The organism is Phytopseudomonas argentinensis (assembly GCF_900113905.1).
Taxonomy (GTDB): domain Bacteria; phylum Pseudomonadota; class Gammaproteobacteria; order Pseudomonadales; family Pseudomonadaceae; genus Aquipseudomonas; species Aquipseudomonas argentinensis.
In genome coordinates, this window is sequence record NZ_FORC01000006.1 from 116,515 (window position 1) to 138,805 (window position 22,291).

General features: G+C 64.8%; 21 protein-coding genes. 7 read left to right on the plus strand and 14 right to left on the minus strand.

Annotated features, from left to right (window positions below; genetic code table 11):
- The first annotated feature begins 26 nt into the window (after positions 1-26).
- The gene (locus tag BM154_RS22040) at positions 27-959 is read left to right on the plus strand and encodes a 2-hydroxyacid dehydrogenase (RefSeq protein ID WP_074889580.1); all 933 of its coding nucleotides are present in this window, start codon (positions 27-29) and stop codon (positions 957-959) included.
- 364 nt (positions 960-1,323) lie between these two features.
- Here BM154_RS22040 and BM154_RS22045 read toward each other — a convergent pair whose 3' ends face one another.
- Genes BM154_RS22045 through mpl form a run of 3 tightly spaced genes read right to left on the minus strand, consistent with a single transcriptional unit; the run spans position 1,324 to position 3,597 of the window.
- Positions 1,324-1,617 carry a YceK/YidQ family lipoprotein gene (locus BM154_RS22045; protein WP_074889583.1) on the minus strand — a complete coding sequence of 98 codons (294 nt, stop codon included), beginning with the start codon at positions 1,615-1,617 and terminating at the stop codon, positions 1,324-1,326.
- Positions 1,610-2,242, minus strand: a complete 633-nt coding sequence (gene ubiX / locus BM154_RS22050; protein ID WP_074889586.1) for a flavin prenyltransferase UbiX — start codon at positions 2,240-2,242, stop codon at positions 1,610-1,612. The genes BM154_RS22045 and ubiX overlap by 8 nt, the downstream gene beginning before the upstream one ends.
- Positions 2,243-2,244: 2 nt before the next feature.
- Positions 2,245-3,597, minus strand: a complete 1,353-nt coding sequence (gene mpl, locus BM154_RS22055; protein WP_074889589.1) for a UDP-N-acetylmuramate:L-alanyl-gamma-D-glutamyl-meso-diaminopimelate ligase — start codon at positions 3,595-3,597, stop codon at positions 2,245-2,247.
- A 199-nt stretch (positions 3,598-3,796) separates the two neighbouring features.
- Here mpl and BM154_RS22060 point away from each other — a divergent pair, with 199 nt between their 5' ends.
- Positions 3,797-4,666 carry a M90 family metallopeptidase gene (locus tag BM154_RS22060; RefSeq protein ID WP_074889592.1) on the plus strand — a complete coding sequence of 290 codons (870 nt, stop codon included), beginning with the start codon at positions 3,797-3,799 and terminating at the stop codon, positions 4,664-4,666.
- A gap of 38 nt (positions 4,667-4,704) precedes the next feature.
- A complete protein-coding gene (gene ppa / locus BM154_RS22065) occupies positions 4,705-5,232 on the plus strand; it encodes an inorganic diphosphatase (protein WP_070887203.1) in 528 nt (175 codons plus the stop codon).
- Between the two features lie 159 nt (positions 5,233-5,391).
- On the opposite strand, the gene BM154_RS22070 is transcribed toward ppa, so the two are convergent.
- On the minus strand, positions 5,392-6,201 hold the full coding sequence (locus tag BM154_RS22070) for a TlpA family protein disulfide reductase (RefSeq protein ID WP_074889594.1): 810 nt from the start codon (positions 6,199-6,201) through the stop codon (positions 5,392-5,394).
- A gap of 159 nt (positions 6,202-6,360) precedes the next feature.
- Positions 6,361-7,677: a sigma-54 interaction domain-containing protein gene (locus BM154_RS22075; protein ID WP_074889597.1), complete on the minus strand. Its 1,317-nt coding sequence runs from the start codon at positions 7,675-7,677 to the stop codon at positions 6,361-6,363.
- 244 nt (positions 7,678-7,921) lie between these two features.
- On the opposite strand from BM154_RS22075, the gene BM154_RS22080 reads away from it, so the two are divergent.
- Genes BM154_RS22080 through BM154_RS22090 form a run of 3 tightly spaced genes read left to right on the plus strand, consistent with a single transcriptional unit; the run spans position 7,922 to position 11,347 of the window.
- The gene (locus tag BM154_RS22080; RefSeq protein WP_074889600.1) at positions 7,922-8,800 is read left to right on the plus strand and encodes an MBL fold metallo-hydrolase; all 879 of its coding nucleotides are present in this window, start codon (positions 7,922-7,924) and stop codon (positions 8,798-8,800) included.
- A 47-nt stretch (positions 8,801-8,847) separates the two neighbouring features.
- Positions 8,848-10,518: a bifunctional protein tyrosine phosphatase family protein/NAD(P)/FAD-dependent oxidoreductase gene (locus BM154_RS22085; protein ID WP_074889602.1), complete on the plus strand. Its 1,671-nt coding sequence runs from the start codon at positions 8,848-8,850 to the stop codon at positions 10,516-10,518.
- Positions 10,519-10,546: 28 nt separating this feature from the next.
- Positions 10,547-11,347, plus strand: coding sequence for a sulfite exporter TauE/SafE family protein (locus tag BM154_RS22090; RefSeq protein WP_074889605.1), 801 nt, complete (start codon positions 10,547-10,549; stop codon positions 11,345-11,347).
- A 121-nt stretch (positions 11,348-11,468) separates the two neighbouring features.
- Here the strand turns inward: BM154_RS22090 and BM154_RS22095 are convergent, their stop codons facing one another.
- The 7 genes from BM154_RS22095 to murJ all read right to left on the minus strand — a co-directional run bounded on the left by BM154_RS22095 (position 11,469) and on the right by murJ (position 19,826).
- The gene (locus BM154_RS22095; protein ID WP_074889608.1) at positions 11,469-12,209 is read right to left on the minus strand and encodes a dienelactone hydrolase family protein; all 741 of its coding nucleotides are present in this window, start codon (positions 12,207-12,209) and stop codon (positions 11,469-11,471) included.
- 161 nt (positions 12,210-12,370) lie between these two features.
- Positions 12,371-13,315 carry a 4-hydroxy-3-methylbut-2-enyl diphosphate reductase gene (ispH, locus tag BM154_RS22100; RefSeq protein ID WP_074889611.1) on the minus strand — a complete coding sequence of 315 codons (945 nt, stop codon included), beginning with the start codon at positions 13,313-13,315 and terminating at the stop codon, positions 12,371-12,373.
- Between the two features lie 111 nt (positions 13,316-13,426).
- Complete coding sequence (gene fkpB / locus BM154_RS22105; RefSeq protein ID WP_074889613.1) at positions 13,427-13,864, minus strand: FKBP-type peptidyl-prolyl cis-trans isomerase; 438 nt, start codon at positions 13,862-13,864, stop codon at positions 13,427-13,429.
- Complete coding sequence (lspA, locus tag BM154_RS22110; RefSeq protein WP_074889615.1) at positions 13,857-14,363, minus strand: signal peptidase II; 507 nt, start codon at positions 14,361-14,363, stop codon at positions 13,857-13,859. Before lspA ends, fkpB begins: the two co-directional genes overlap by 8 nt.
- A 30-nt stretch (positions 14,364-14,393) precedes the next feature.
- A complete protein-coding gene (gene ileS / locus BM154_RS22115) occupies positions 14,394-17,228 on the minus strand; it encodes an isoleucine--tRNA ligase (RefSeq protein ID WP_074889618.1) in 2,835 nt (944 codons plus the stop codon).
- Positions 17,225-18,175 carry a bifunctional riboflavin kinase/FAD synthetase gene (ribF, locus tag BM154_RS22120; protein WP_074889620.1) on the minus strand — a complete coding sequence of 317 codons (951 nt, stop codon included), beginning with the start codon at positions 18,173-18,175 and terminating at the stop codon, positions 17,225-17,227. The genes ileS and ribF overlap by 4 nt, the downstream gene beginning before the upstream one ends.
- A 106-nt stretch (positions 18,176-18,281) precedes the next feature.
- On the minus strand, positions 18,282-19,826 hold the full coding sequence (gene murJ, locus BM154_RS22125; RefSeq protein ID WP_074889623.1) for a murein biosynthesis integral membrane protein MurJ: 1,545 nt from the start codon (positions 19,824-19,826) through the stop codon (positions 18,282-18,284).
- A 259-nt stretch (positions 19,827-20,085) separates the two neighbouring features.
- On the opposite strand from murJ, the gene rpsT reads away from it, so the two are divergent.
- Complete coding sequence (gene rpsT / locus BM154_RS22130; protein ID WP_042556309.1) at positions 20,086-20,361, plus strand: 30S ribosomal protein S20; 276 nt, start codon at positions 20,086-20,088, stop codon at positions 20,359-20,361.
- A gap of 267 nt (positions 20,362-20,628) precedes the next feature.
- Here the strand turns inward: rpsT and BM154_RS22135 are convergent, their stop codons facing one another.
- Positions 20,629-21,093: a CreA family protein gene (locus BM154_RS22135; protein ID WP_074889625.1), complete on the minus strand. Its 465-nt coding sequence runs from the start codon at positions 21,091-21,093 to the stop codon at positions 20,629-20,631.
- Between the two features lie 18 nt (positions 21,094-21,111).
- Positions 21,112-22,233 (minus strand): glutamate 5-kinase, encoded by a 1,122-nt coding sequence (proB, locus tag BM154_RS22140; protein ID WP_074889716.1) that lies wholly within the window; start codon positions 22,231-22,233, stop codon positions 21,112-21,114.
- Between the last annotated feature and the right edge of the window lie 58 nt (positions 22,234-22,291).

A 22,291-nucleotide genomic window follows, 5' to 3' on the forward strand; every position in this document is an offset into this window, starting at 1 on the left:
CCCCGCCGACCTGCCATGGAGCCCCTATGAAGCCGCACCTGCTGATTCTCAACCCGCTCAGCGAAAGCAGCCTGGCGCGTATCGCCGAGCAGTATCAGGTGACCCATGCAGCCAATGCTGCGGCACGCGAAGCGGCCATCGCCAGGCACGGCGACAGCGTGCAGGCGGTGCTGACCATAGGCACCATTGGCCTTACCGCCGAGGAAATCGCTCGCCTGCCAAAACTGAGCTTCGTTGGCACCCTGGGAGTCGGTTACGAGAAGGTCGATATCGACGCAGCCCGCGCGCGCGGCATCGCCCTGAGCAACGGCGCCGGCAGCAACGCCGTGTGCGTCGCCGACCATGCCATGGCGCTGCTACTGGCAGCGATACGCGATGTGCGCCGCCTCGACAACGCCTGCCGCGCCGGCATCTGGCGCGATGCCCTGCCGATGACCGAGGGGGTCAGCGGCAAGCGCCTGGGCATCCTCGGCCTCGGCGCCATCGGTCAACAGCTGGCCCGCCGTGCCGCGGCCTTCGACATGCCGGTGGGCTATCACAGCCGCTCACCGAAAGCGGGCAGCCCGCACCGCTACTTCGCCAGCGTGCTGGAACTGGCGCACTGGTGCGACTGCCTGGTGGTCGCCATTCCCGGCGGCGCCGCGACCCATCACCTGGTGAACGCCAAGGTACTCGGTGCCCTGGGGCCCCAGGGTTATCTGGTCAACGTGGCGCGCGGCAGCGTGGTGGACACCGCGGCGCTGGGCACGGCGCTACGCGACAAGCGCATCCGCGCCGCGGCACTGGACGTGTACGAAAGCGAACCACTGCCACCCACCGAGCTGCTCGACCTCGACAACCTGACCATTACCCCGCATGTGGGCGGCAATTCGCCCCAGGCCCTGGAACAGTCACTGACGCAGTTTCTCGACAATATCGGCCGGCATTTCCGCGGCGAGCCGCTGCTGACGCCGATTTGAAGCTGGGCTTTTGTGGGAGAGACAGCGCCACGATTCGCTTTAGCCTCGACGGGGCTGGCAAGGCGTAAAAGCTCGGGGCTAAAGCCCCTCCCACGAGATCGCGAAATGCCGCTTTGTCTTTTTTGAAGTCAAAGCGTTGAAGACGAGCCGAAAGATCGTAGGGTGGATGAAGCTTCACCTAGCCACCGTTCCAATTACCGCATTGGTGGACAAAAAGAGCGTTGTCCACCCTACGCGTCCGACCGGCCATCTCTGCAGGCCGTAGGATGGGTGCAACCCATCACCTAAAATGCCCAGCCCCTAGGGCTGCTCGGGCTGCGTGGGTGCAACCCATCAACAACCACCCACGCCCGATCAAAGCGCCCTACCCGCCCCCAGTTACCTGCAACCCAATCCCCAGCGCCTTGGCCAGCGACAGCGGCAACAGCAGGGTATCGAGCAAGGCGCTGGCTGGCAGGTCGACGGCAGCATAGCGCGGCGCCTCGGCGCCAAAGCGTTCGACCGGGCAGCAACCGCCCTGCAGCGCGTACCAGTCAAGCCGCGTGCCGGCGTACACCACCGGCGCGCCGGGCTTGTTGGCGTCCAGCGTGCGCGCGGTGGCGCAGCCGCCCAGTTGCAGGCAGGCGAGCACCAGCAGCCAGCGCACGCGCCTAGTCATCGCCACTGTTTAGATGATGCTCGCCCCAGCGCGGCAGCATGTCCTGGGGAATGTTCAGGCAGTTGAGGATGCGCGCGACGATGAAGTCGACCAGGTCATCCACCGTCTGTGGCTGGTGATAGAAGCCCGGCGAGGCCGGCAGGATGGTCACGCCCAGGTTGGACAGCTTGAGCATGTGCTCCAGGTGAATGCTCGAATAGGGCGCCTCGCGCGGCACCACAATCAGTTGGCGGCGCTCCTTGAGGGCCACGTCGGCGGCGCGCTCGATCAGATTGTTGCAGGCACCGGTGGCAATCGATGACAGGGTGCCGGTGCTGCATGGCACCACCACCATGGCCGACGGCGCACCGGAGCCGGAAGCCACCGGGGCCATCCAGTCTTCCTTGCCGTAGACGCGAATCTGCCCGTCGGTGGCGCCGGTGTATTCGGTGAGAAACGCCTGCATGGCCTGGGGTTTGGCCGGCAGGCTGACGTCGGTTTCGGTAGCCATCACCAACTGCGCGGCCTTGGAGATCAGGAAGTGCACTTCCCGGTCCTCGCGCACCAGGCAGTCGAGCAGGCGCAGGCCGTACTGGGCGCCCGAGGCGCCGGTCATGGCAAGGGTGATGCGCTCCGGTCCGGCCATGCTCATGCCTCCAGCGCCTTGGCCAGCTTGCCGTGCAAACCGCCAAAACCACCGTTACTCATGATCACCACCTGGGTGCCGGGGCGTACCCGCGCCTTCACGCCATCGATGATGGCTTCCAGGGAATCGCACACCTGGGTGGGGTTGGTGGCGCCGGCAACCGTGGCCGCCAGGTCCCAGCCCAGGTTCGGCGGCGCGTACCAGAACACCGCATCGGCCTGCACCGCCGACTCGGCCAGGCCATCGCGATGAGCACCGAGCTTCATGGAATTGGAGCGCGGCTCGATCACCGCGATGATCTGCTCGTCGCCGACCCGCTTGCGCAGGCCGTCGAGGGTGGTGGCGATGGCCGTCGGGTGGTGGGCGAAGTCGTCATAGACGGTCACGCCGTTTACCTCGGCGACCTTCTCCATGCGCCGCTTGGCGTTGATGAATTTGCCCAGCGCCTCGATGCCCAGCGCCGGCACCACGCCGACATGGCGCGCGGCCGCCAGCACGGCCAGGGCGTTGGCGACGTTGTGCTGGCCGGTCAGTTGCCAGTCCACCACACCCTCGACCTTGCCGTCGAAACTCACTTCGAAGCGCGAACCGTCGGCGGCCAGCAGGCGGGCCTGCCATTGGCCGCCTTCACCGGTGGTCTGCACAGGCGTCCAGCAGCCCATCTGGATCACCCGCGCCAGCGCGCTTTCGCTGGCCGGGTGGATGACCAGGCCTTCACTGGGGATGATCCGCACCAGGTGATGGAACTGCCGTTCGATGGCGGCCAAATCCGGGAAGATGTCCGCGTGGTCGAACTCGAGGTTGTTGAGGATGGCAGTGCGCGGGCGGTAGTGAACGAACTTGCTGCGCTTGTCGAAAAAGGCGCTGTCGTATTCGTCGGCCTCGACCACGAAGAATGGCGTATCGCCCAGCCGGGCTGAAATCCCGAAGTTCTGCGGCACGCCGCCGATCAAGAAGCCCGGCGCCATGCCGGCGTGCTCCAGTACCCAGGCCAGCATGCTCGAGCTGCTGGTCTTGCCGTGGGTGCCGGCTACGGCCATCACCCAGCGGCCCTGCAGCACGTGATCGGCCAGCCACTGGGGACCGGAGACATAGGGCAGACCCTTGTTGAGCACGTATTCCACCGCCGGGTTGCCACGGCTCATGGCGTTGCCGACCACCACCAGATCCGGCGCCGGCTGCAGGTGCGCGGGGTCGTAGCCCTGCATCAACTCGATACCCTGGGCTTCGAGCTGGGTGCTCATCGGCGGGTAGACATTGGCATCGGAGCCGGTGACGCGGTGGCCCAGGTCCTTGGCCAGCACCGCGAGCGAGCCCATGAAGGTGCCGCAGATGCCGAGAATGTGGATATGCATGAAAACCTCGAGAACAGGCGCGCCTGGAGGCGGCGAGCCGCGTTAAAACATGGCCGCAGATTAGCACAGCGGCGCCCTCGGCCTGGAGCGCCAGCACGCAGCGCCAGCAACTTCAGTGGACAGCGGGTAACAGCTGCACACTTGCGACAACGACCCGGCCTGCTTAAGGTGACGCCCACCCTGCAACCGAGCCCTAGCCATGTGGTCGTTTAGCGCCTGGCGCCGCAAGCGCATTCTCTCTCGCAACCCGGTCAGCGCCACTCGCTGGGCCAGCGTGCGCCAACGCCTGCCGATTCTCGACGGCCTCAGCAGCGAAGACGAGCAACGGCTGCGTGAACGCGCCGTGCTGTTTCTGCACAACAAACACCTGACCACCCTGCCCGGCCTGGAACTCGATGGCGAAGATCGCCTGGCCCTGGCCGCGCTCGCCGAACTGCCGCTGCTCGGCCTGGCCGACCTGAACTGGTATGGGGGCTTCCACGAGGTGATTCTCTACCCCGACGACTTCGTCAGCCCCCAGCGCCATCGCGACTCCGGCGGCATCGAGCACGAATGGGACGGCGAGCACAGCGGCGAAGCCTGGCAGCAGGGCCCGGTGATTCTCGCCTGGCCGGGCGTGCAGGCCAGTGGCGGCTGGGAAGGCTACAACCTGGTGATCCACGAACTGGCCCACAAGCTGGACATGCTCGGCGGCGACGCCAACGGCCTGCCACCCCTGCACAGCAACATGGACGTCACCCAGTGGGCCAGCGCCATGCAGGACGCCTTCGACAGCCTCAATGCCGCGCTGGATATCGACGAAGAAGCGCAGACCGCCATCGACCCCTATGCCGCGGAAAACCCCGCCGAGTTCTTCGCAGTCACCAGCGAATATTTCTTCAACGCGCCGGATCTGCTCGACGAGGCCTTTCCCGCGGTCTACGAGCAATTGCGCCTGTTCTACCGGCAAGACCCATTGGCACGTTTGCGCCGCCTGCAGGTCGAACACCCGGACTATCAGCAAGCCACGCCCGCGACTGCCGATACGCCAGATGGCTGTAATGGCAACGACGCGGGAATCCACCTATAATCGCGCCACTTTTTTTGGCCCACATCAGGGAGTCACCCATGAGCTACAGCAAGGTTCCGGCCGGTAAAGACCTGCCGAACGACATCTACGTCGCTATCGAAATCCCGGCCAACCACGCGCCGATCAAATACGAAATCGATCACGACACCGACTGCCTGTTCGTCGACCGTTTCATGGCCACCCCGATGTTCTACCCGGCCAACTACGGTTTCATCCCGCACACCCTGGCCGACGACGGCGACCCCCTCGACGTGCTGGTCGTGACCCCGTACCCGGTCGCCCCAGGCTCGGTCATCCGCGCTCGCCCGGTTGGCGTGCTGCACATGACCGACGAAGCCGGTGGCGACGCCAAGCTGATCGCGGTTCCCCACGACAAGCTGACCACCATCTACAAAGACGTTCAGGAATACACCGACCTGCCCCCGCTGCTGATCGAGCAGATCAAGCACTTCTTCGAGAACTACAAGGATCTCGAGAAGGGCAAGTGGGTCAAGGTCGAAGGCTGGGGCAACGCTGACGCGGCCCGCGCCGAGATCACCAAGGCGGCTGCTGCTTATCAAAAGTAAGCACAACCTGCCTTACGAAAGCCGGCCACAAGCCGGCTTTTTATTGCCCGAAAAAACCATAAACCCTCTCCCCCTGTGGGGCGTTATGGGTCGACGCCGCCTACGTACAACGGAGCAGGTTCCCGTCCATTCAGGGCCTGGGATTGGATGGCTTGAGGGTCAAGGTTCCGTCTTCAGGGCCTCCAGTGCTCGAGCCAGGCTGGCGCGGGACAGTTCACCAAGGTGGCTGCCCAACAGGCGGCCTTCGGCGTCGTAGAACAGGGTGGTGGGCAAGGCCCGCGAGCCGACCAGTTGCCCCAGGGCCCCGTCACTGTCGAGCAGCACGTTGTCCAGTTGCAGCGCCTGGCTGGCGAGATAGGCACTGACCTCGCCTGCGCCCTCGCCCTGGTTGGCGAAAACGAAGGTCACACCTGGATGCGCACGCTGCGCCTCGGCCAGCACCGGCATCTCGCGTCGGCAGGGCGGGCACCAGGTGGCCCAGAGGTTGATCACCATGGGCTGGCCGAGCTGCTCGCCCAGTTCCACCGGTTGCCCCTGGACATCGCGCAGGGCCAGCTCCGGCAGGCGGGTATCCTGCTCCAGGCTATGCAGCACCAGGCTGCTCATGCCCCACACCAGCAGGCCCGCCGCCACGCCACCGGCCAGGGCTCGGCGCATCGCCGCCTGGCGCCACAGGTACCAGGCGCCCAGCAACCCTGCCGCCAGTAAACCGCCCCAGGCGCTGAAGCCGCCGTCACGAATATCGATCACCCGCCAGGGCGCGTCCTGGTAATGCTCGAAATAGCGGACGACGAAGGCCAGCCGCGCGCCCAATAGCGCCGCCAGCAGCAGGCGGAAGATCAGCTTCTCCGGATTGACCTGGTGCCTGCGCCCCAGCCACCAGCCGACCAGGGTGGCCAGCAACAGGCTCACCAACAGCAGCACATGGCCCACGCCAAGCGCCAGCGGCCCTATATCTATCGTCAACATCAACCATGCTCCATAGTGATATTCCAGACCCACAGGCACTGCTACCGAGCTCACCTACGCGAAACGAGCTGCCTGCGCCCGGCCTGCGCCGCAACGCCTGCGCTGAGCAGCCTGGAGGCCGCCGCAGGATCGGTTGCGCGGCCGCCAGTGCTCAGCCGATCAGGGCTGATCGAGTCCCTGTTCCCTGAGCCGTCGATACAGGGTCCGTTCACTGATACGCAGATACTTCGCCAATTCGCTGCGCGTGCCCTTGAATGCCGCCACTGTCTGCGCCAAGGGTCGTTGATCGCCTGCCGCTAACGGCACTCCAGGCAGGGCGGCGGGCGCGGTTATCGCCGGCGGTAGATGGCTGTTGCGAATGACCCCGTCATCGGCGAACAGGCTGGCGCGGTCCAGGACGTTGCGCAACTCGCGGATATTGCCCGGCCATCCATAGCGCTCCAGGCTAGCCAGGGCCTCGGTATCGATGACCAGGCGCCGCTCACCACGCTGCAGGAAGGAGTTGGCCAACAGGCCGATATCCTCCACCCGGTCGCGCAAGGGCGGCAGCTGAATCGGAAAGGTGCTGAGGCGGTAGTAGAGATCCTGCCTGAACGCGCCGCTGCCCATCATCGTTTCCAGCGGTTTGTGGGTAGCGGCTACCAGCCTGAAGTTCGCATAGAGGGTTTCCACGCTGCCGACGCGGCGATAGGTTCCCGATTCGATCAGGCGCAACAGCTTTACCTGCATGGCCAGGGGCACGTCACCGATTTCGTCGAGGAACAGGGTGCCGCCCTGGGCGATGTCCACCAGGCCCGGCTTGCGGGCCACAGCGCCGGTGAAGGCACCCTTTTCGTGACCGAACAATTCACTCTCGAACAGCGTCTCGGTCAACCCCGAGCAGTCGACCACCACGAACGGCCCCTCGGCCCGTTCGCTGTTCTCGTGGACGGCACGGGCGAACAACTCCTTGCCGGTACCCGACTCCCCCAGCAAGAGCACCGGCAGCAGGGTGGTGGCCACGCGCTTGAGTTCCGACAAGGCCAGGTTGAACGCGGGAGAACACCCCACCAAACCGTCGTTGCTGGGCCGCGCCGAGGCGCTGCGCACCAGGGTCAGGCGCTCCACGTAGGCCCTGATGGCGCCTCCCTCGTCGAAGATCGGTCGCAGTTCGACGTCGACGTGTTCAGGGCCCCGGGGCGTGTGATGGACATGCAGTACCCGGTCCGGGCCATTGAGTTCCTGCGCCTTGCGCATGGGGCAGTGCTCACCGGCCTGATCGCAGGGGACGGAATAGCGGTGCGAGACCGCATAGCATTTGCGCCCCAAAACAGAGGTGTCGGGGCTGGCGAACTGACGTTGATAGGCCGGGTTGGCGGCGAGGATGTTGTAATCGGTATCGAGCACGATCATCGGCTGCGGCTCGTGTTCGAGAAACGAAACCAATGACCGCACATGATCCGAACTGGCGCCTGGATCGCTGGGTTTAGCTGACATGCTGTCTATCGCTGATGCTAGGGAGTGCCAGCATCCTGCGTGGCACTGCCAACACTGTCAATTGGCAGTGCCTGACATGACAGATGGCATGCCCCGCCAGGCCCTATCGCCTCTGCATCCATTCCGAAGCCTCAAGAAGCTCTAGGAATTCCTTTTAAATCAGATAGCTGGAGCGATTCCATGGCAGCCGTCGGCTTGGCATAGCTGTTGCTGTTGTCCTGCTCACCATGCCAGGAGCCAGGACATGCTTAGAAAACTCCAAGTCGAAGCCTTCCACGACAGTGCCACCGGTACCGTCAGCTATATTGCCCTCGATCTCGGCACCAACCGCTGCGCCTTGATCGACAGCGTGCTCGATTACGACGCCAAGACCGGCCGGACCAGCACGGAGTCCGCGGACAGGCTGATTGCTCGGGTGGCCGAACTCGGGGCGCACGTCGAGTGGATACTGGAAACCCATGTTCATGCGGATCACCTGACTGCAGCGCCCTACCTGCAGGCGCAGGTGGGCGGCAAGATCGGCATCGGCAGTCATATCGCCAGGGTCCAGGATGTGTTCGGCAGCCTGTACAACGCCGGTGCCGACATGCCCCGCGACGGCAGCCAATTTGATCACCTGTTCATCGACGACGAGGCGTTCAGCATTGGCTCCCTGGCCTGCCGTGCCCTGCATACCCCGGGGCATACCCCCGCTTGCATGGCCTACGTAATAGGCGATGGGCAGGACACAGCCGCGTTCGTGGGCGATACCCTGTTCATGCCCGACTTCGGCACGGCACGCTGCGACTTTCCCGGCGGCGATGCACGCACCCTGTTCAGATCGATAGGCAAGGTGCTGAGCCTGCCTGCCGACACCTTGATCTACGTCTGCCACGACTACCCGCCGGAAGGGCGAGAGGTGCAGTACGTCAGCACGGTGGCCGAACAGCGCGCGCTCAATATCCACGTACGCGATGGCATCAGCGAAGAACAATTCGTGGCCATGCGCACCTCCCGCGATGCCACCCTGGCCATGCCCACGCTGATCCTGCCTTCGGTGCAGGTCAACATGCGCGCCGGGCATCTGCCAGCCCCCGAAACCAACGGCGTGCGCTACCTGAAGATACCGCTCAACCTGATTTGAGCGCCCCTATAAAAATTATCCGTGCACATCTTCTTCCCGAGGTCTTTATGGACATTCGCAGCCTTGCACCTGGCCTGTCAGTCACCGGACAACTCCACCCGGATGACGTGGTAGCTCTCAAGAACGCCGGCTACCGGGCCATCATCTGTAACCGGCCCGATGGCGAAAGCGGCGACCAGCCGTTGTTTGCCGACATCGAGCGGGCCGCCCAGCAACACGGCATGCAGGCCCATTACCTGCCTGTCGACACGGGCAAGGTCAGCGATGAGCAGGCCGAGCTGTTCGGCAAGCTGCTCGAGACGCTGCCCCACCCCCTGATTGCCTATTGCCGTTCCGGCATGCGCTCGACCACCCTGTGGGCGCTGTCGCAGGCAGGGGCACAACCACTGGAGCAGATCGTCGATGCGGCAAGGGAAGCCGGCTTCGATATGGCCTCGGTAGCCCGCAGGATTGCCAATCAGGGGCGAACGCCCGTGAACGTGGCGGAGGCCGCGCATCAGGTGGTCATCGTCGGCGGCGGTGCGGCGGGTATTGCGACGGCATCGAGCCTGCTGGCCCGCGAGCCCGGGCTGGATATCGCCATCATCGACCCCGCTGATGTGCACTACTACCAACCTGGCTGGACGCTGGTCGGCGCCGGGGTCTTCGAGGCGCCGCAAACCGCCCACAGCATGGGCGCGACAATGCCTCGCGGCGTGCACTGGATCAAGTCGGCAGTGGCTGCCTTCGAGCCGGAGCGCAATGCGCTGATCCTCGATGGCTGCCGGGTGGTCAGGTACCAGCAGCTTATCGTCTGTCCCGGCCTCAAGCTCGATTGGCAGGCCATCGAGGGCCTGAGCGAGACCCTGGGCCGTAATGGTGTGACCTCCAACTACCTGTATCACCTGGCGCCCTATACCTGGCAGCTGGTGCAGCAGCTTCGCGGTGGGCGGGCGATCTTCACCCAGCCACCGATGCCGATCAAATGTGCCGGCGCGCCCCAGAAGGCCATGTACCTGTCGGCCGACCACTGGCGCCGTAGCGAGGTGCTGGGCGACACGCAAATCGAGTTCTACAGCGCCGGTGCCGTGCTGTTCGGCGTTGCCGACTACGTACCGGCGCTTATGGAATATGTCGAGGCTTACCGGATCGACCTGAACTTCGGCCATACGCTTACCCGGGTCGATGGCGCAGCGCGTACCGCCACCTTCAGGTGCGTGGCGGCCGATGGCAGTACCGGCAGCGTTACCCGCCCGTTCGACATGCTCCATGTGGTGCCACCGCAGGTCTCTCCCGACTTCGTGCGTGCCAGCGCCCTGGCCGACGCCGCCGGTTGGATCGATGTAGATCCCGCGACGCTGCGCCACAAGAGCTGGGAAAACATTCACGCCCTGGGCGATGCCGCCAACACCAGCAATGCGAAAACCGCCGCCGCCGCACGCAAACAGGCGCCGGTGGTTGCCCACAACGTGCTGGCCGCGCTGGGCAGAGCCAAGGGCACGGCGCTGTATCACGGCTATGGTTCCTGCCCGTTGACGGTCGAGCGCGGCAGGATCGTGCTGGCCGAATTCAGCTATGGCGGCAAGGTGACCCCCAGCTTCCCATCCTGGCTCATCGATGGCACCAGACCCTCCCGCCTGGCCTGGCTGCTCAAGGAACGGATTCTGCCGCCGCTGTACTGGAAAGGCATGCTCAAGGGCCGCGAGTGGCTGGCCAAGCCGGAGCTGGCGGACCTATGAGTGGCCCTCTAACGGCGAGGGCGCGGCAATGATCACGATCATCCTGCTTGGCCTGCTGGTCGGCGTGATCCTGGCCCTGACCGGTGCGGGCGGCGGCATACTGGCGGTGCCACTGCTGGTTTTCGTGATGGGCCTGGACATTGCCGAGGCAGGCCCGATCGGCTTGCTGGCAGTTGGCCTGGCGGCCAGCCTCGGAGCAGCGATGGGCCTGCGGGATGGCATCGTTCGCTACAAGGCCGCCCTGCTGGTGGCCGTTGCCGGGATTTTCTGCTCGCCGATCGGTCTGTGGGTGGCGCAGCGCCTGCCCAACCGCCCGCTGATGGGGATCTTCGCGCTGGTGCTCCTGTACATCGCCTGGCTGACCTGGCGCCGCACCCAGGCCTTGCCGCAAGGCCGGTCAGCCTTTATGGCCAAGCCACCGCCCTGCCAACTGGACGTCAATCGCGGCAAGCTTAACTGGACCGGGCCCTGTGCCTGGGCCCTTACCTTATCGGGCCTGGTAGCCGGTGCACTGTCCGGCTTGTTGGGGGTCGGTGGCGGCTTCGTGCTGGTGCCCGCCCTGCAGCGCTACACCAACCTGACTGCGCAATCGGTGCTGGCCACCTCGCTGGCGGTGATCGCGCTGATTTCCGCCGCCGGCGTCGCGGCAAGCTCGGTTGCCGGCCATCTGGACTGGCGACTGGCGACGCCGTTTTGCCTGGGCGCCCTGGCCGGCATGCTCGGCGGGCGAATAGTCGCGGGCAAGCTCTCCGGCACAGCCTTGCAACGCGGCTTTGCACTGGTATCGGCGGCGGTGGCCGCCGCGCTGTTGATCAAGGCTATGCTTTAGGGCTTATCCTGGATTTTCCCGGCGGGTACCAGGCTCACCTGCAAAAGGCGCATCGGCTGGCCTTGCGACCAGCCCTGCACGGGCACGGCCCGATCAGCAGCCCGGGGCCAAAGCAGCGCTGTCAGTCACGCGCCAAGGTGCGCTCGAAAAACGCCAGCAACTGCTGCCAGCCCTGTTCGGCAGCGGCTTCGTCGTACACCGGGAAGTCGGGCTTCATCCAGCCGTGCTTGGCCGGGTAGGTTTCCGAGCGGAAGGTCACGCCGGCGTCAGTCAGGGCCTTCTCGAAACGCTCGGCCATTTCCGGCGGGTAGCTGCCGTCGTTTTCCGCCGCGGCGATATAAAGCTCGGCCTGCAGGGCGGATGCAGCGCGATGCGGACTGTCATCTGCATCGGTGGCCAGGTTGCCGCCATGGAAACTGGCCACGGCCGCGAAGCGTTCGGGCCGCTTTCCTGCTGCCGAGATCGCCATGCCGCCGCCCATGCAGAAGCCCACCGCGCCGATACGCTTGCCGTGCACGTCGCTGCGCCCGTCGAGGTAGGCGATATAGGCATCGATATCCGCGGCTGCCTTGGCATTGCCGGTGGTGGCCATCAGCGGCCCGAGGATGACGCGAAAGTCGCCCTTGAACACTTCCTTGGGATCGAATGGCCCGTAGGCGCCATAGCGGTAATAGAGATCCGGCAGCAGCACCACGTAGCCGGCATTGGCAAGCCGCTCGGCCATGCCCAGTTCGGCGGGGCGAATGCCGCCGGCATCCATGTAGAAGATGACCGCCGGGCCGCCCTGCCCGTCAGCCGGCGTGAACAGGTGGGCCGGGCACTGGCCGTCCGGCGTGGTGATGACGATTTGCTCGTGAGCCATTATTGATCCTCCGATTGGATGCTTGCCGCCAGCACTGGGTGCTGGCGGCATGACTAGGTATTGGTCAACAGAATGGCCATCGAGTGCCGCAGACTCCGCAACCTCGACAGCGCCCACAAAAAAGCCAGGGTATCGACCCTGGCTCCTCTGCACCGCCTGCTTCACACCGCCTTGAGCCGTAGCTCCTTGGGCATGGAGAAGGTCACGTTCTCCGGGCGGCCATCGAGTTCCTGGACGTTGCTGGCGCCCCACTCGCCCAGCTTGTCGATCACCCCGCGCACCAGTACTTCCGGGGCCGAAGCGCCGGCGGTGATGCCGATGCCCTTGGCGCCGTCGAACCACTCGCGCTTGAGATCCTCGGCGCCGTCGATCAGGTACGCCGGAGTACCCATGCGCTCGGCCAGCTCGCGCAGGCGGTTGGAGTTGGAGCTGTTGGGACTGCCCACCACCAGCAGCACATCGCACTCGTCGGCCAGTTGCTTGACCGCATCCTGGCGGTTCTGGGTGGCATAGCAGATATCGTCCTTGCGCGGCCCGCCGATAGCGGGGAAGCGTGCGCGCAGGGCATCGATGACCTTGCTGGTGTCGTCCATCGACAGCGTGGTCTGGGTCACGAAGGCCAGGTTATCGGGATCGCGCACCTGCAGCTTGGCAACGTCCTCTTCGTCTTCGACCAGGTAGATGGCGCCGCCATTGCTGGCGTCGTACTGGCCCATGGTGCCTTCGACTTCCGGGTGGCCTTCATGGCCGATAAGGATGCACTCGCGGCCATCGCGGCTGTAGCGCACCACTTCCAGGTGCACCTTGGTGACCAGCGGGCAGGTGGCGTCGAACACCTTCAGGCCGCGGTTGGTGGCTTCGTTGCGCACCGCCTGGGAAACGCCGTGGGCGCTGAAGATGACGATCACGTCATCGGGCACCTGATCGAGCTCCTCGACGAAGATCGCCCCGCGCGAACGCAGGTCTTCGACCACGAACTTGTTGTGCACCACTTCATGGCGCACGTAGATCGGCGGGCCGAACACCTCGAGGGCGCGGTTGACGATCTCGATGGCGCGGTCGACACCGGCGCAGAAACCGCGGGGATTGGCGAGTTTGATTTGCATGGCACGCTCGGCACGGAAAGCTTGAGTGGAGAGTCTATCCCACGAGCCGCAATGAGCTCATGGGGTAGACAGCGCGTTCACGAGTAATGTCCGCCTGCGACTGACGCCCGGTCAGATCGCCTGAACGTCGATGATCTCGACATCGAAGGTCAGCGTCTTGCCGGCCAGCGGGTGGTTGAAGTCGATGGTCACCTGGGCGTCATCGAACTCTTTGACCACGCCTGGCAGTTCGGTATTGGCAGCGTCGTTGAAGATCACCAGCAGCCCTTCGGACAGCTCCATGTCCTGAAACTGCGAGCGCGGCATCACCTGCACGTTCTGCGGGTTGTGCTGGCCGAAGCCCTGCTCGGGCTGCACGGTCAGGCTGCGCTTGTCACCGGCCTTGAAGCCGTACAGCGCCGCCTCGAAACCCGGCAACAGGTTACCGTCGCCAACCTTGAAGGTGGCCGGCTGTTTGTCGAAGGTGCTGTCGACCACATCGCCGTTATCCAGCTTCAGCGCGAAATGCAGGGTCACCTGCCGATCCGGGCCGATACGTACATCAGTCACGTGCCACCTCTTCTTCGGGCTTCTTGCTCTTGAACATGTCCAGCGCCAGCAGCACGGCGCCCACGGTAATGGCGCTGTCGGCGATATTGAAGGCCGGGAAATACCAGCTGCTCTGCCAGTGCACCAGGATGAAGTCGACCACATGGCCGAAGATCACCCGGTCCACCAGGTTGCCCAGGGCGCCGCCGAGCACCAGGGCCAGGCCGACGGCCAGCCAGGTTTCGTCAGGTTTGAGGCGCTTCATCCACACTACCAGCACCACGCTGACCACCACGGCGATCAGGGTGAACAGCCAGCGCTGCCAGCCGGACGCGCCGGCCAGAAAGCTGAAGGCCGCGCCGGTGTTGTAGGCCAGGGTCCAGTCCAGCACCTGGGGAATCACGGTGATGCGCTCGTACATCTGCAGGTTGTTGTCGAACCAGAACTTGGTGATCTGGTCGATCACGAACACCACGACGCTGAGCCAAACCCAGCCGAGTTTGCCGAAACGCGCGCTCATGGTTGCATCCCCGCGCTGCGGGCCAGGGCGTTACGCATGGTGGCGCACCTCGCCCGAACCTTCGATGTTGCTGATGCAGCGGCCACACAGCTCCGGATGCTCGGCGTGAGTACCGACGTCGGCGCGCAGGTGCCAGCAGCGGCCACACTTGGCGTGGGCGGATTTGACGATCTTCAGCTTCAGGCCTTCGACCTCGGTGACCACGGCATCGGCCGGCGCCTCGCTCAGCGGCGCGGTGGCAGCAGCGGAGGTGATCAGCGCGAAGCGCAGTTCGTTGCCGAGCTTGGCCAGGTCATCACGCAGGGCGTCGTCACCGAACAGGGTGACCTCGGCCTGCAGGCTGGCGCCGATGGCCTTGCTCGCGCGCAGGTTCTCCAGCTCCTTGTTGACCGCGCCCTTGACCGCCATGACGCGCTCCCAGTAAGCGTTGTCCAGTTCGAAGCCTTCCGGCAGACGGGCCAGGTTCTCGTACCAGGTGGCCAGCATCACCGACTCGGCGCGCTCGCCCGGCAGGAACTGCCAGATTTCCTCGGCGGTGAACGAGAGGATCGGCGCGACCCAGCGCACCAGTGCCTCGCAGATGTGGAACAGCGCGCTTTGGCAGGAGCGGCGGGCGATGCTGTCCGGCGCGGTGGTGTACTGGCGGTCCTTGATGATGTCCAGGTAGAAGCCGCCCAGCTCCTGCACGCAGAAGTTGTGCACCTTGGAGTAGACGTTCCAGAAACGGTATTCGCCGTAGGCCTCGGTCAGCTCGTCCTGCAGGCGCGCGGTGGCGTCCACCGCCCAGCGGTCGAGGTCGAGCATCTGCTCGGCCGGCAGCAGGTCGGTGGCCGGGTTGAAACCATTGAGATTGGCCAGCATGAAGCGCGCAGTATTGCGGATGCGCCGGTAGGCGTCGGCACTGCGCTGCAGGATCTGGTCGGATACCGCCATCTCGCCGGAATAGTCGGTGGAGGCCACCCACAGGCGCAGGATATCGGCGCCCATGCTGTCGATGACCTTCTGCGGCGCGACCACGTTGCCGAGGGACTTGGACTGCTTGCGGCCCTGCTCGTCGACGGTGAAACCGTGGGTCAGCAGTTCCTTGTACGGCGCGTGGCCGTCGATGGCGCAGCCGGTCAGCAGGGAGGAGTGGAACCAGCCGCGGTGCTGGTCGGAGCCTTCCAGGTACAGGTCAGCCACCGGGCCGCTGCTGTGCGCCAGCTCGGCATGGGAGCCTCGCAGCACGTGCCAGTGGGTGGTGCCGGAGTCGAACCACACGTCCAGGGTGTCACGGCTCTTGTCGTACTGGTCGGCCTCGGCGCCCAGCAGCTCGGCGGCGTCCAGCTTGAACCAGGCTTCGATGCCCTGCTGTTCGACACGCTTGGCCACTTCTTCCATCAGCTCGACGGTGCGCGGGTGCAGCTCGCCGCTCTCCTTATGGGTGAAGAACGGGATCGGCACGCCCCAGTTGCGCTGACGCGAGATGCACCAGTCCGGGCGCCCGGCGATCATGCTATGCAGGCGCGCCTGGCCCCAGGCCGGCACGAACTTGGTGTCTTCGATGGCCGCCAGGGAGCGTTCACGCAGGGTGCCGCCCTCCTTCGGCTTGGTGTCCATGCCGACGAACCACTGCGCGGTGGCGCGGTAGATCAGCGGCGTCTTGTGGCGCCAGCAATGCATGTAGCTGTGGCTGATGGTGGCGTGCTTGAGCAGCGCGCCCACCTCTTCGAGCTTGGCGACGATGGCCGGGTTGGCCTTCCAGATGAACTGGCCGCCGAACAGCGGCAGCGAGTCGGCATACACGCCGTTGCTCTGCACCGGGTTGAGAATCTCGTCGTTGCTCATGCCGTACGCCTTACAGGTACGGAAGTCGTCTTCACCGTAGGCCGGCGCAGAGTGAACGATACCGGTGCCGGCACCCAGTTCGACGTAGTCGGCCAGGTAGATCGGCGACAGACGCTCGTACAGCGGGTGGCGGAAATTGATCAGCTCCAGCGCGGCGCCCGGTGCGGTGGCAACCACCTGGCCTTCGAGGGCGAAGCGTTGCAGGCAGCTTTCGACCATTTCCTCGGCCAGCAGCAGCAGGCGGTCGCCGACGTCCACCAGCGCGTAGGTGAATTCCGGGTGCACGTTCAGCGCCTGGTTGGCCGGGATGGTCCAGGGTGTGGTGGTCCAGATGACGATGGCGGCCGGCTTGCCCAGGTTGGCCAGGCCGAAGGCGGCGGCCAGCTTGTCTGCATCCTCGACGGGGAAGGCCACGTCGATGGCTTCGGATTTCTTGTCCTGGTACTCGACCTCGGCCTCGGCCAGGGCCGAGCCGCAATCGAAGCAGAAGTTGACCGGCTTGAGGCCCTTGAACACGAAACCCTTCTTGACCATTTCTGCCAGGGCACGGATCTCGCCGGCCTCGTTGGCGAAGTTCATGGTCAGGTACGGGTTGTTCCAGTCACCCAGCACCCCGAGGCGGATGAAGTTGGCCTTCTGCTCCTCGACCTGCTCGGCCGCATAGGTGCGGCAACGCTCGCGGGTCAGGTCCGCTGGCTGGTTCTTGCCAAAGGTGGTCTCGACCTTGTGCTCGATCGGCAGGCCGTGGCAGTCCCAGCCTGGCACGTAGGGGGCATCGAAGCCGGCCAGGGTCTTGGAACGGGTGATGATGTCCTTGAGGATCTTGTTCAGCGCGTGACCGATATGGATGCTGCCGTTGGCATAGGGCGGGCCGTCGTGCAGCACGAATTTCGGGCGGCCTTCACCGGCCTTGCGCAGTTTTTCGTACAGACCAATATCAATCCAGCGCTGCAGGGTCTGCGGCTCGCGTTGCGGCAGGCCAGCCTTCATCGGGAAGGGAGTATCGGGCAGGTTCAGCGTGGCTTTGTAATCGGTCATGTCGGGCTCTTCATCAGCGGTTGGCGCTGCCAGTGGTCGCGGGCAGCGGCAATGTCGGCCGCAATGGCCGTCTTCAGTGCCTCGAGCGAGGCGAAACGCTGCTCATCGCGCAGCTTGTGGTGGAAAGCCACCGTCAAACGCCGGCCATACAGGTCACCGGCAAAATCCAGCAGGTGCACCTCGAGGTGGGCGCTGCCATCGCCGGCCACGCTGGGGCGCACGCCGATATTGGCGACGCCCGGCCATGGCTGGCCGTCTATTTCCACGCTGACCAGGTACACCCCGGTCAGCGGTACACGTTTGCGCTTGAGCTGCACGTTGGCGGTCGGCGCATTGAGCTGGCGGCCCAGCTTCTGGCCATGCAGCACCCGCCCGACGATGCGAAACGGCCGACCCAGCATGCGTTCGGCAACCGTGAAATCGCCGCTGGCCAAGGCCTCACGCACCCGCGTGCTGCTGACCCGCTGCCCGTCGATCTCCACGGTCTTGGCCGCTTCGACACTGAAGCCTACGCGCTGCGCGGCCTCGGCCAGAAAGGCGAAGTCGCCGGCACGGTCGCAACCGAAACGGAAATCGTCGCCCACTTCCAGGTGCAGCACACCAAGGCCGTCGATCAGCGCACGCTGCACGAATTCGGCGGCGCTGAGTTCACGCAGGCGCGGGTTGAAGGTCAGGCACAGCACCCGGTCGACGCCTTCGGCGGCCAGCAGGGCGAGCTTGTCACGCAGGCGGCTCAGGCGTGCCGGGGCGCCCTCGGGGTCGAAGTACTCACGTGGTTGTGGCTCGAACAGCACCACGCAGCTGGGCACACCCAGTTCCGCCGCGCGCTCACGCAAACGCGCCAGAATCGCCTGGTGGCCACGGTGAACGCCGTCGAAATTTCCGATGGTGGCGACACAGCCCCGATGCTGGGGCCGCAGATTATGAAGGCCTCGAACCAGCTGCATAACGCGCTTCTTGCTCACAAAGTGGCCAATTATACGCACAGCGGCAGGCGCCGGGTAGCGGATCCGGCGCTCTCTTGCCGGCGCCGGCCGTCAGCACCAATGGTGCTCAGCCCACCGAGCGCCGGGAAAAGTCGCGCAACCGGAAACCGAGAATGCCCAGCACCGCGAAATAGCTCAGCGCGCCGGCCACCACCAGCGCCCCCAGGCGCAGCAGGCGCGCCAGCATGTTGCCGTCGCTCCAGGCCGGCATCAGCCAGAGCATGCCGACCAGCACCACCACCATCACCAGCAGCGCCGCCAGCAGCTTGCTGGCGAACATCGCCCAGCCCGGCTGCGGCTGATAGAAGCCGCGGGCGCGCAGCTTCCAGAACAGCAGGCCGGCATTCAGGCAGGCCGCCAGGCCGATGGACAACGCCAGACCGGCATGGGCCAGGGGGATGACGAAGATGAACAGCAGGTTCATCACCTGGGTCATCAGCAGGGTGAACATGGCGATGCGCACCGGCGTGCGGATGTCCTGGCGCGCATAGAAGGCCGGCGCCAGCACCTTGACCAGCAGCATGCCCATGAGGCCCAGCGAGTAGGCCAGCAAGGCGCGCTGGGTCATCTCGGCATCGGTAGCGGTGAAGTTGCCGTACTGGAACAGCGACACCACCAGCGGCTCGGCCAGCAGCGCCAGGGCCAGGGCACAGGGCAACGCCAGCAGGATGCACAGGCGCAGGCCCCAGTCGAGCAGCTTCGAGTAGGCGGCCGGGTCCTCGGCGGCGTGGGTCTTGGCCAGCGACGGCAGCAGGATGGTGCCCAGGGCAACGCCCAGCACGCCGGACGGCAGCTCCATCAGGCGGTCGGCGTAGTACATCCACGACACCGAGCCGGCGACCAGAAAGGAGGCGAAGATGGTGTTGATGATCAGCGAGATCTGCGCCACCGACACACCGAGGATCGCCGGGCCCATCTGCCGCAGCACGCGCCATACGCCGCTGTCGCGCATATTGAGGCGTGGCAGCACCAGCAGGCCGATCTTGCGCAGGTGCGGCAGCTGGTAGAGCAGTTGCAGCAGACCGCCGACCAGCACCGCCCAGCCCATGGCCATGATCGGCGGGTCGAAGTACGGGGTCAGGAACAGCGCAAAGACGATCATGCTGACGTTCAGCAGCGTCGGAACGAAGGCAGGTACCGCGAAGCGGTTCCAGGTATTGAGCAGGGCGCTGGCAAAGGACGACAGGGAAATCAGCAGAATATAAGGAAAGGTCACCCGCAGCAGATCGCTGGTCAGCTCGAAGCGCTCGGGGTTGTCGCTGAAGCCCGGCGCCGAGGCCCAGACGATCCAGGGTGCAGCCAGCACGCCGAGCAGCGTCACCAGGGCAAGGATCAGGGTCAGTTGGCCAGCCACGTAGGCGACGAAGGTGCGGGTCGCCTCCTCGCCCTTCTGCGTCTTGTACTCTGCCAGGATCGGTACGAAGGCTTGGGAGAATGCGCCTTCGGCAAAGATGCGGCGCAGCAGGTTGGGCAGTTTGAAGGCCACCACGAAGGCGTCCGAGGCGATACCCGCACCGAAGATCCGGGCCATGATGGTGTCGCGCACGAAACCCAGAACCCGCGACAGCATGGTGATGGAGCTGACCGCAGCCAGCGACTTGAGAAGATTCATTCGGCAGAGAGGCTCAATCGGCGATTACATGATCTGGCGCGACGCTCGTCACGCGCCAGCAACAGACCCCGACATCGCACGAAGGTGCGGTGTCGCAAGTGGGGCCGGAAGTGTAGAATCGCCGGCCCGATAAAGCATCCTTTCTTGCAGGACGCCCCGCGACGACTGACAGAGGTTCGACCTTGACAAGTGCTTCGCTCGCCTGCATGATTCGCGGCCTTATTTGTCTGTAACCCCTTAGTTTTCGAGGAGCTTGACGGTGGCCAATACACCTTCTGCCAAAAAACGCGCAAAACAGGCTGAGAAGCGTCGTAGCCATAACGCCAGCCTGCGCTCCATGGTTCGTACCTACATCAAGAACGTAGTCAAGGCTATCGACGCCAAAGACCACGAAAAAGCACAAGCTGCTTACGTTCTGGCTGTGCCTGTTATCGACCGTATGGCCGACAAAGGCATCATCCACAAGAACAAGGCCGCTCGTCACAAGAGCCGCCTGAACGGTCACGTCAAAGCACTCAGCCAAGCTGCTGCTTAAGCGTCCCGTTTCATGAAAAACCGACCTCAGGGTCGGTTTTTTATTGCCTGAAGAAAAGTACCGCCTCTTCCAGAGCGACGAGACTGACGCACAACGATCCCAGCATCTGACCCCAAGGGCGCCGCGTCATGAAAAATGGAGACGACCGCTCGACCAGCAAGCAGCCAAGGGACAGGGAGCTGCCGGCGCAACCAATCCCGGCGCTACCCGAATAGCCATGCGCCGAACGCGCGTGAAATTCGAGCACCGGCGGCGAGTGCCGCCGACTCAGCCGCCCTTCGGCCAGGGCAGGATCGGAATGGCGGTCACCGCATTCTGCGGACTGCCCTCGATGATGCGGTCGCTGTAGACCAGGTACACCAGGGTATTGCGCTTCTGGTCGAAGAAGCGCACGACCTGCATGGTCTTGAACACCAGCGAGGTACGCTCACGGAAGACTTCATCGCCATCCTTGAGCTCACCAGAAAAGCTGATCGGCCCCACCTGGCGACAGGCAATCGACGCCTCGGCACGATCCTCGGCCAGACCAAGCCCGCCCTTCACGCCACCGGTCTTGGCCCGCGACAGGTAGCAGGTCACACCCGCCACCTTGGGATCGTCGAATGCCTCGACGACGATCTTGTCGTTAGGCCCCAGCCATTTGAAGACCGTGGAAACCTGGCCGATTTCCTCGGCCACAGCACCAAGAGGCAGCGCCATCAACGCCGCAACAGCCAACACAAGCCTACGCATTGCCACCTCCCGGAGGACTCACTGGACCAAAATCAGATTGTCGCGATGCACCAGCTCCGGCTCATCGACATAGCCGAGCAGGCGCTCGATCTCGTCCGAAGGACGGCCGATGATCTTCTGCGCTTCCAGGGCACTGTAGTTGACCAGGCCACGGGCGACTTCGCGGCCATCCGGCGCCACGCAGACCACCATCTCGCCACGGCGGAAGCTGCCCTGCACGGCCTTGACGCCAACCGGCAGCAGGCTCTTGCGGTCGGAGACCAGCGCCTTGACCGCGCCATCGTCCAGCACCAGGGTGCCGCGGGTCTGCAGGTGCCCGGCCAGCCACTGCTTGCGCGCCGCCAGCATGCCACGCTCGGGTACCAGCAGGGTGCCAAGCAGCTCGCCGGCCTTGAGACGCGCCAGCACCTGTTCGATGGCGCCGCCGACGATCACCGTGTGCGCACCGGAACGGGCCGCCAGGCGCGCCGCGCGTAGCTTGGTCTGCATGCCGCCGCGCCCCAGGGCACCACCCACACCACCGGCCACGGCATCCAGCGCGGGGTCATCGGCACGGGCTTCGTGGATCAGCTGAGCATCGGGATTGTTGCGCGGGTCGGCATCGAACATACCGTCGCGGTCGGTGAGGATCACCAGCAGATCGGCCTCCACCAGGTTGGCCACCAGCGCGGCCAGGGTGTCGTTGTCACCGAAACGGATGCCGTCGGTGACCACGGTGTCGTTCTCGTTGATCACCGGCACCACATCCAGCTCGACCAGGGTGCGCAGGGTGCTGCGCGCATTGAGGTAGCGCTTGCGATCGGACAGGTCGTCATGGGTCAGCAGAATCTGCGCAGTACGCCGCCCATGCTCGCCAAAGCTCGACTCCCAGGCCTGCACCAGGCCCATCTGGCCGATCGCGGCAGCGGCCTGCAGCTCATGGATGGCGCTCGGTCGCGCCGTCCAGCCGAGACGACTCATCCCCGCTGCCACCGCGCCGGACGACACCAGCACCAACTCGACGCCCTGAGCCCGCAAGGCCACCATCTGCTCGACCCACACCGCCATGGCGCCGCGATCCAGGCCCTTGCCATCGGCGGTCAGCAAGGCACTGCCGATCTTCACCACCCAGCGCTGCGCACCACTCACCTTGTCACGCATGTTTTCCAACCCCAGCCAGAAGCACATTTTCGCAAGCCATCGCCGGCGGCAACGGCCA

Bases quoted from the DNA above. Each gene is read 5' to 3' on its own strand.
- BM154_RS22040 (WP_074889580.1), top strand. From the start codon at position 27: ATGAAGCCGCACCTGCTGATTCTCAACCCGCTCAGCGAAAGCAGCCTG.
- BM154_RS22045 (WP_074889583.1), bottom strand. From the start codon at position 1,617: ATGACTAGGCGCGTGCGCTGGCTGCTGGTGCTCGCCTGCCTGCAACTG.
- ubiX (WP_074889586.1), bottom strand. From the start codon at position 2,242: ATGGCCGGACCGGAGCGCATCACCCTTGCCATGACCGGCGCCTCGGGC.
- mpl (WP_074889589.1), bottom strand. From the start codon at position 3,597: ATGCATATCCACATTCTCGGCATCTGCGGCACCTTCATGGGCTCGCTC.
- BM154_RS22060 (WP_074889592.1), top strand. From the start codon at position 3,797: ATGTGGTCGTTTAGCGCCTGGCGCCGCAAGCGCATTCTCTCTCGCAAC.
- ppa (WP_070887203.1), top strand. From the start codon at position 4,705: ATGAGCTACAGCAAGGTTCCGGCCGGTAAAGACCTGCCGAACGACATC.
- BM154_RS22070 (WP_074889594.1), bottom strand. From the start codon at position 6,201: ATGTTGACGATAGATATAGGGCCGCTGGCGCTTGGCGTGGGCCATGTG.
- BM154_RS22075 (WP_074889597.1), bottom strand. From the start codon at position 7,677: ATGTCAGCTAAACCCAGCGATCCAGGCGCCAGTTCGGATCATGTGCGG.
- BM154_RS22080 (WP_074889600.1), top strand. From the start codon at position 7,922: ATGCTTAGAAAACTCCAAGTCGAAGCCTTCCACGACAGTGCCACCGGT.
- BM154_RS22085 (WP_074889602.1), top strand. From the start codon at position 8,848: ATGGACATTCGCAGCCTTGCACCTGGCCTGTCAGTCACCGGACAACTC.
- BM154_RS22090 (WP_074889605.1), top strand. From the start codon at position 10,547: ATGATCACGATCATCCTGCTTGGCCTGCTGGTCGGCGTGATCCTGGCC.
- BM154_RS22095 (WP_074889608.1), bottom strand. From the start codon at position 12,209: ATGGCTCACGAGCAAATCGTCATCACCACGCCGGACGGCCAGTGCCCG.
- ispH (WP_074889611.1), bottom strand. From the start codon at position 13,315: ATGCAAATCAAACTCGCCAATCCCCGCGGTTTCTGCGCCGGTGTCGAC.
- lspA (WP_074889615.1), bottom strand. From the start codon at position 14,363: ATGAGCGCGCGTTTCGGCAAACTCGGCTGGGTTTGGCTCAGCGTCGTG.
- ileS (WP_074889618.1), bottom strand. From the start codon at position 17,228: ATGACCGATTACAAAGCCACGCTGAACCTGCCCGATACTCCCTTCCCG.
- ribF (WP_074889620.1), bottom strand. From the start codon at position 18,175: ATGCAGCTGGTTCGAGGCCTTCATAATCTGCGGCCCCAGCATCGGGGC.
- murJ (WP_074889623.1), bottom strand. From the start codon at position 19,826: ATGAATCTTCTCAAGTCGCTGGCTGCGGTCAGCTCCATCACCATGCTG.
- BM154_RS22135 (WP_074889625.1), bottom strand. From the start codon at position 21,093: ATGCGTAGGCTTGTGTTGGCTGTTGCGGCGTTGATGGCGCTGCCTCTT.
- proB (WP_074889716.1), bottom strand. From the start codon at position 22,233: ATGCGTGACAAGGTGAGTGGTGCGCAGCGCTGGGTGGTGAAGATCGGC.